The sequence below is a fragment of the Streptomyces sp. NRRL WC-3549 genome (assembly GCF_000721935.1).
In the GTDB taxonomy this organism is placed as follows: domain Bacteria; phylum Actinomycetota; class Actinomycetes; order Streptomycetales; family Streptomycetaceae; genus Streptomyces.
This window is the reverse complement of sequence record NZ_KL585425.1, coordinates 27,231-34,731: the sequence shown is the minus strand read 5'-3', so window position 1 is coordinate 34,731 and position 7,501 is coordinate 27,231. Positions and strand designations below refer to the sequence as shown.

General features: G+C 69.8%; 6 protein-coding genes and 1 pseudogene. 5 read left to right on the top strand and 2 right to left on the bottom strand.

Features of this window, described 5'->3' with window-relative positions; translation table 11 throughout:
* Nucleotides 1–192 precede the first annotated feature (192 nt).
* Nucleotides 193–2,001, top strand: a complete 1,809-nt coding sequence (locus tag IH13_RS0127890) for an ABC transporter ATP-binding protein (RefSeq protein ID WP_031088736.1) — start codon at nucleotides 193–195, stop codon at nucleotides 1,999–2,001.
* Nucleotides 2,002–2,040: 39 nt separating this feature from the next.
* Here the strand turns inward: IH13_RS0127890 and IH13_RS0127885 are convergent, their stop codons facing one another.
* On the bottom strand, nucleotides 2,041–3,117 hold the full coding sequence (locus IH13_RS0127885) for an NAD(P)-binding domain-containing protein (RefSeq protein ID WP_031088735.1): 1,077 nt from the start codon (nucleotides 3,115–3,117) through the stop codon (nucleotides 2,041–2,043).
* A 92-nt stretch (nucleotides 3,118–3,209) separates the two neighbouring features.
* Here IH13_RS0127885 and IH13_RS0127880 point away from each other — a divergent pair, with 92 nt between their 5' ends.
* The 4 genes from IH13_RS0127880 to IH13_RS43635 all read left to right on the top strand — a co-directional run bounded on the left by IH13_RS0127880 (nucleotide 3,210) and on the right by IH13_RS43635 (nucleotide 6,957).
* A complete protein-coding gene (locus tag IH13_RS0127880; RefSeq protein ID WP_031088734.1) occupies nucleotides 3,210–3,647 on the top strand; it encodes a secondary thiamine-phosphate synthase enzyme YjbQ in 438 nt (145 codons plus the stop codon).
* Between the two features lie 347 nt (nucleotides 3,648–3,994).
* Complete coding sequence (locus IH13_RS0127875; protein ID WP_031088733.1) at nucleotides 3,995–5,869, top strand: TerD family protein; 1,875 nt, start codon at nucleotides 3,995–3,997, stop codon at nucleotides 5,867–5,869.
* An 89-nt stretch (nucleotides 5,870–5,958) separates the two neighbouring features.
* Nucleotides 5,959–6,351 carry a hypothetical protein gene (locus tag IH13_RS44085; RefSeq protein ID WP_051835954.1) on the top strand — a complete coding sequence of 131 codons (393 nt, stop codon included), beginning with the start codon at nucleotides 5,959–5,961 and terminating at the stop codon, nucleotides 6,349–6,351.
* Nucleotides 6,352–6,582: 231 nt separating this feature from the next.
* Nucleotides 6,583–6,957, top strand: a complete 375-nt coding sequence (locus tag IH13_RS43635) for a hypothetical protein (RefSeq protein WP_158791356.1) — start codon at nucleotides 6,583–6,585, stop codon at nucleotides 6,955–6,957.
* Between the two features lie 381 nt (nucleotides 6,958–7,338).
* On the opposite strand, the pseudogene IH13_RS42870 reads toward IH13_RS43635, so the two are convergent.
* A pseudogene (locus IH13_RS42870) lies at nucleotides 7,339–7,494 on the bottom strand (IS3 family transposase); the annotation flags it as partial.
* Between the last annotated feature and the right edge of the window lie 7 nt (nucleotides 7,495–7,501).

The following is a 7,501-nucleotide window of genomic DNA, read 5'->3' as shown; positions in this document are numbered from 1 at the left end:
ATGTGTATAAGAGACAGGGCCAGGAGGCCGTCGGAGTCGGGGGAATCCATGGGGGGAACAATAACAGGACGTCGTTCATTGTGAGTACAGGTAACAATGAGCTATCCTCTCGAAGAGGCTGGCTCAACCCTCCGCTTCCGCCTTGTTCTGTTCCGTCCGCCTCGCCCTGCCCCGTCCTGCCCGAAGGAGCCCATGAAACCCGACGAACCCCTGTGGACACCCCCCGCGCGGGACGGCGGGCAGCCGCCTGCCGAGCTGCGCCGCATCTTCCGCCTCTTCCGTGCCTACCGGGGCAGACTCGCCCTGGTGGGGCTGTTGGTCGGCGCCTCGTCGCTGGTGTCCGTAGCCTCCCCCTTCCTGCTCCGCGAGATCCTGGACACCGCGATCCCGCAGGGGCGCACCGGGCTGCTCACGCTGCTCGCGCTCGGCATGATCCTCACGGCCGTGGTCAACAGCGTCTTCGGCGTCCTGCAGACCCTGATCTCCACGACGGTCGGCCAGCGGGTCATGCACGACCTCCGTACCGCCGTCTACACGCAGCTCCAGCGCATGCCGCTCGCCTTCTTCACCCGGACCCGCACCGGCGAGGTCCAGTCCCGCATCGCCAACGACATCGGCGGGATGCAGGCGACGGTCACCTCGACCGCGACCTCGCTGGTCTCCAACCTCACGGCGGTCATCGCCACCGTGGTCGCCATGCTCGCGCTGGACTGGCGGCTCACCGTCGTCTCGCTGCTCCTGCTGCCCGCCTTCGTGTGGATCAGCCGCCGCGTCGGCCAGGAGCGCAAGAAGATCACCACCCAGCGGCAGAAGCAGATGGCCGCGATGGCCGCCACGGTCACCGAGTCGCTCTCGGTGAGCGGTATCCTCCTCGGCCGCACCATGGGCCGCTCCGACTCGCTCACCAGGGCGTTCGCCGAGGAGTCGGAGCGCCTGGTCGACCTGGAGGTGCGCTCCAGCATGGCGGGGCGCTGGCGCATGTCGACCATCGGCATCGTCATGGCGGCCATGCCCGCCGTCATCTACTGGGCCGCGGGCCTCACCCTGAGCTCCGGAGTCACCTCGGTCTCCCTCGGCACCCTGGTCGCCTTCGTCTCGCTCCAGCAGGGCCTCTTCCGCCCGGCCGTGAGCCTGCTCTCCACCGGCGTCCAGATGCAGACGTCCCTCGCCCTCTTCCAACGGATCTTCGAGTACCTCGACCTCACGGTGGACATCACCGAGCCCGAGAAGCCCGTACGGCTGGACAAGATCCGGGGCGAGATCGCGTTCGAGGACGTCATCTTCAGCTACGACGGGCAGACCGCCCCGACCCTGAGCGGCATCGACGTCACCGTGCCGGCCGGACACGCCCTGGCGGTCGTCGGGCCCACCGGGTCCGGGAAGTCCACGCTCAGCTACCTGGTCCCACGGCTGTACGACGTCACCGGCGGCCGGGTCACCCTCGACGGCGTGGACGTCCGCGACCTGGACTTCGAGACCCTGGCCCGGGCCGTCGGCGTGGTCTCCCAGGAGACGTACCTCTTCCACGCCTCCGTCGCGGAGAACCTCCGCTTCGCCAAGCCGGACGCCACCGCCGAGGAGATCGAGGCCGCGGCGCGCGCCGCCCAGATCCACGACCACATCGCGTCCCTGCCCGACGGCTACGACACGTTGGTCGGTGAGCGCGGCTACCGCTTCTCGGGCGGCGAGAAACAGCGGCTGGCCATCGCCCGCACCATCCTGAGGGACCCGCCCGTCCTGATCCTCGACGAGGCGACCAGCGCCCTCGACACCCGTACGGAACACGCCGTACAGCAGGCGATCGACGCGCTGTCCGAGGGCCGGACCACCCTGACCATCGCCCACCGCCTCTCCACCGTCCGCGACGCGGACCAGATCGTCGTCCTGGACGGCGGACGCGTCGCCGAGCGCGGCACCCACGAGGAACTCGTCGAGCGGGACGGCCGGTACGCCGCACTGCTCCGCCGCGACGGCAGCAGCATGGCCCCGGCAGTCACCTGAGGACGGTCATCCGGCACCCCGCCCCGTGCCCGCGGGACCTCAGGCGGGCACGCGGTCGAGCAGTCGCCGGACCGAACGGACCGCGGCACGCCCTGCCCGGTTGGCCCCGATCGTGCTGGCGGACGGCCCGTAACCGACGAGGTGCACCCGCGCGTCCCGTACAGCCCGGGTGTCCTCCACGCGGATGCCGCCCCCGGGCTCGCGGAGCCGTAGCGCGGCCAGGTGGTCGACGGCGGGCCGGAAGCCGGTCGCCCATACGATCACGTCGGCCTCGACGGTGCGTCCGTCGGCCCAGGCCACCCCGTTCTCCGTGATCCGCTCGAACATCGGGAGCCGGTCGAGCACTCCCTGTTCGCGGGCGCGCCGGACGGCGTCGTTCAGCGGCAGCCCGGTCACGCTCACCACGCTCTGCGGCGGCAGCCCGCGCCGCACCCGCTCCTCCACCATCGCGACGGCGGCCCGCCCCTGTTCCTGGCCGAACGGCCCCTCGCGGAAGACCGGGGGACGGCGGGTCACCCAGTACGTCGAGGCCGCCACCTCCGCGATCTCCATCAGGTGCTGGGTGCCCGAGGCGCCCCCGCCGACCACGACCACCCGCAGACCGGCGAACTCCCCGGGCCCGGGATAGTCCGCGGTGTGCAACTGCCGCCCCCGGAAGGCGTTCTGGCCGGGGTAGCGCGGCCAGAACGGCCGGCCCCAGGTTCCCGTCGCGTTGATCAGCGCACGCGGCGCGTACGCGCCCTCGGAGGTCTCGACGAGCAGCCGCCCGCCCTCGCCCTCACGTACGGCGCTCACCGAGACCGGCCGGTGCACCCGCAACCCGAAACGGTGCTCGTACCGCGCGAAGTACCCGCCGATCACCTCGGAGGAGGGCCGGCTGTCGTCGGCTCCGGCCAGCTCCATCCCGGGCAGGGAGTGCATGCCGTGCACCTTGCCGTACGTCAACGAGGGCCACCGGAACTGCCAGGCGCCGCCGGGCTGCGGCGCGCCGTCGAGGACGACGAAATCCCGGTCCGGCTCGAAGCCGGTACGCCGCAGGTGGTACGCGGCGGACAGACCCGCCTGCCCCGCGCCGATCACGACCACGTCCAGCTCACGCGCCCCAAAGTTGTTCACGCTTCTACCAACCTTGTCCGGCGCCCGGATCTTCCCGACGTCCCGCCCCGCCGGAACCACGCCCCGGCGCGCCCTGGAGCCAGAATGGGGCCATGCCTGATTCCTTTGCCACACACCTGCTGAGCATCACCACCGGCCGGACCGAGACGGTCGCCGACCTGACGGGCGACTGCGAACAGTTCCTCTCCCGCACCGCCCAGGGCAGGGACGGCCTGCTGCACGTCTTCGTCCCGCACGCGACGGCCGGGATCGCGATCCTGGAGACCGGCGCCGGCAGCGACGAAGACCTCCTCGCCGCCCTGAAGGACCTGCTCCCCGCCGACGACCGCTGGCACCACCGCCACGGCCACCCGGGCCACGGCCGCGACCACGTCCTGCCCGCCCTCGTACCGCCGCATGCCACCCTGCCGGTGATCGGGGGGCGGCTGGAACTGGGCACGTGGCAGTCGGTCTGCCTCGTCGACACGAACGTCGACAACGCGGACCGTCAGGTTCGTCTGAGCTTCCTGGGCGGCGTCGGCGAGGCCTGACTGTACGGGTCACGTCCGGCCGCACCAACTGCAAGAGGCCCCGGTGGGAGGCCGTAGCAGTATTCACGCTCTCCCTGGCTCCGCCGTCGATGTGCGGTCGTGGTGTGACCCTGTTGTCCCTGGGAGGTACAGCCCGCCCGGCTGACGGACCACCGGCCCGACTCCTTGGTGGGTGAAGTGGTCCACTGGGCTCAGTAGTCCGCCGGAGACGGTGTGTCTCAAGCGGTAGCGGAGCCTCTGGGCGAGATCCGCTGCAAGAGAGTGCCCTGTGCGTGGAAAGATCTCCTGATCGACCATGAGCGCGAGAGGGCTGCGTGCCGCTTGCCGCACCGGAAGGGGAGCCGGAGATGGCCCTGCTGTCAGCGAGCCCGAAGTGGCCCGTGCTGCCCGAGTATTTCCACGACTGGGCGTTGGTGGACGTGGAGACTTCCGGGCTGAGGCCCGGCCGGGACCGCGTCCTGTCCCTCGCGGTCGTAACGCTGGACGGAAACGGCCGGCGGACCGGTGAGTTCTCCACGCTCCTCAACCCGGGCTGCGACCCGGGGCCGGTGAATGTTCATGGGCTCACCCGCGCGCGCCTGGCAGGCGCACCCCCTTTCGAGGAGATCGCGCCGCAGGTCGGTGCGCTGCTGAGTGGTCGCGTTCTTGTCGCCCATAACGCGCAGTTCGACTACGACTTCCTGGCCCATGAGTTCGCCCGCGTCCGCTCGTGGGTGCCCGTGAGTAGGCGTCTGTGCACCCTGGCTCTCAACAGGTTGATCGCGCCCGCGACGCCGAATCTCAAGCTGGGGACGCTTGCCGCGCACTACGGCGTGCGTCAGGAGCGGGCACACGACGCGCAGGACGACGTCCGTGTGCTCACAGGGATTCTGCAGGGCTCGCTGGACGCCGCGGGACGTCTGGGCCTGGACCTTCCGCTTCTGGCCTGCCCGCCGCGCCAGGACTACAAGCCCTTCGTCCCGAAGACCCCGTGTCCGTACCGGAACCCCGGCCGGTTCCAGGCCGGAGACTGCCTGGTACAGGGGATGAAAGTCGCCGTCACCGGCGAAACCCTGATGTCCCGCGAGGAGCTGATCGCCCGCTCGGTAGCGGCTGGTCTCAACATGATGACTTCGGTCAGCGGACAGACCAGCCTCCTGGTCACCAATGATTCTGGCGACGGGACCGCCAAACTACGCCGGGCCGTTGCCGAAGGCGTTCCCGTGGTGGACGAGCAGACGTATCTGCGGTTGCTGGACGACGTGCGGCCCGGTCAGGCCAAGGGCGCGGCCCGAGCCGGAGTCGCTGGCCGACGACGTGCCGCAGAGACGCCGGGGGAGGCGGCGGCCGCGCCCCGCACGCCTACGCCGGCATTGCCCGCGCAGCGCACCGCCGCACCGGTCGCACGCACCGGTCCCGCCAGGGCGGACCGATCGCTCGCCGGGCGCCGCGTGCTGGTGCTGGGCGGCACCCACGAGGAAGCCGGGGCGGCGCGCGTCCGGGTCGTCGAGCTCGGCGCCTCCGCAGCGGTCAACCTCTCGGCGAAAATCACCGACATCGTGCTGCTCCCCGGCGGGGAATCGGATCGGCGCATGAGCCGCATCACCTCGCTCGGCCTGCCCGTCCACGGCGCCGACTGGCTCCTCGCGCCCGCTATGGTCCCTGTACCCGAACTCGGTTCTGTGCAGCAGGACCCGGCCGCCGAGTCGCGGGACACGGCAGAAGTCCTGGTGCGGGGCGAGGTCGTCGACCTGCCTGAGGCCGGTGCGACGTGGACGGTGGCGGCCACATGGGGGCAGCTCACCGCATGCGACGTCGATGTAGTCACCTTCCTGCTGGACGCGCAGGAGCAGGTCGCGGGAGACGAGGACTTGGTCTTCTACGGAGCACCCGAACACCCTGATGGCACAGTGCGGCTCGCCACGGACGGTCCGACGGAGCAAGCCGTCAGCGTCGACCTGGAACGGCTGCCCTTGGAGGTGACCAGGGTCGTGGTCGCGGCGGCGATCGACGGCGACGTCACATTCTCCGACGTCGGCGCGGTGGAGGTCGTCGTCACCCGCGGAATCGGCGAGGCCCCGACCGCCCGTGCCACCCTCGATGCCGCAACCACCGAGCGCACCATGATCCTCGCCGAGATCTACCGCCGGGGCGAGGGGTGGCGGCTGCGGGCGGTCGGGCAGGGATACGACCATGCTCTCGCCGACCTCGCCCGGTCCTACGGAGTCGACGTCGCCGAATGACTGCATGACAGGACCAAAATTGATGGGATCGACGGAGCGTCCTAAGCGACCGAACCGCGAAGGACCCGGTGAGGTTGCGGCGAGCGAGCGTGGTGATGATGTCCGCGCAGGGCCGGTTGGTGACGGATATCACCTTGTTGCTCCAGGTCGGCGCCGATTACGTGCGCCATGTCATCCATGCCTCCAACGAGCGGGGGTCCGAGGACCTGGACCCGAATGGGAGCGGCGGGCGGCCCAGGATGGTCAGCAGTCAGGTGCGCGAGCACATCTGTCTTATCGCCCGGATGTACTACCGCATCCGGCCCCGCAAACGGTGGCGCGAGTTCCTGGCCCTGCTCAAATCCCTGCGCACCCGCTGGCCCAGCGAGAAGCAGCGCGTCGTCCTGGACAACTTTTCCCGCACAAGCACCCTGATGTCCGGGCCTGGGCTACGGCGAACGACATCGATCTGGTCTTCCTGCCGACCTACGGATCGTGGCTGAACTGGATTGAGTCGGAGTTCCCCGCCCTGCGCTACTTCGCCCTCAACGGGACCGACCACCGCGGCCACGTCGAACAGAACGCCGCCATCGGCGCCTACATCCGCTGGCGCAACGACCGCGCCGAACCGAAGTCGAACTCCGCCCCTGACTCACCCCTCCGCACATGGACCCAGTACCCGGCTAAAGCGCTGTGACCAGCCCTTCAAGGCGCCCCTACCTCGCCAGCCATTGGTGATAGCGCGTACGTCCCAGTACCTCCCCGCTGTGCACCGCCGCCACTACACCAACCACCGGCGTGGAAAGGAGTGTGAGAAGAACCGGTCCGTAGCCGCCGTCGGAGGCGACCGCCACAACGACGGCTTCACCGAGGTAAATCGTGCTCGCGACACAGCCGGCGAGCAGCCCCCGCAACGGAGCCCGGGCGGCAAGCCATTCGGGCGACAGAGCAAGGGCCGCACCGGTTACCGCACCGAGCAGGACACCAACCCCCAGGCTCCCTCCCACCGCGACAATGCCGCGCATGAGACCTACCAGGGACTCGTGCAGACCCGTGTGAAGCCACATCACCGCACCCACGAGCGCCACCGAGCCGAAGAGAGCCGCTAGCACCGACCCGATCCGCACCCCGAGCCGGACACCCCGCCTTACTGCAGCCCCAACCACCATGCACCCCCAGCTTGGCCACCTGTGACCCTACTTGGCGCATACCTGGGGCAGAGGACGAGGTGTGACAGCTCGCAGGATGGTTGGGACGGCAGATCAACTACCCGGGCAAGGATCCGAGCAGATCCACCAGCTTGTGGCGCCGGTGAGCGGGGAGTTGTTCAGCGGCGGTAGGTGCGGGTGGCGGGGCGTTGCGGAAGGGCTCGAACCAGCCGGGCCGCACGCATTCGCTGAGCCGAGGTACCAGTTGATGCTCCGTCGGCGACCTGGGGAGTGAAGCATCATGACGTCGCCTTCTTGTTGCGACGACCAGTTGAATGCGCCTTGCGGCCCGCGGCCGGAATGCACGGTGCATCCGGCGACCTGGCCGCGACGGGCGACCGCGGATTCCAGGGCTCTCACCGCGAGGCCGGAGCGCATCCGGGCGTCGATGGAGTAGCCCACGATGCGGCCCGAGCAGACGTCCTTGACCGCGCACAGCTACAGC

Excerpts from the sequence above, each read along its gene's own strand:
- IH13_RS0127890 (WP_031088736.1), top strand. The coding sequence starts at position 193 with ATGAAACCCGACGAACCCCTGTGGACACCCCCCGCGCGGGACGGCGGG.
- IH13_RS0127880 (WP_031088734.1), top strand. The coding sequence starts at position 3,210 with ATGCCTGATTCCTTTGCCACACACCTGCTGAGCATCACCACCGGCCGG.
- IH13_RS0127875 (WP_031088733.1), top strand. The coding sequence starts at position 3,995 with ATGGCCCTGCTGTCAGCGAGCCCGAAGTGGCCCGTGCTGCCCGAGTAT.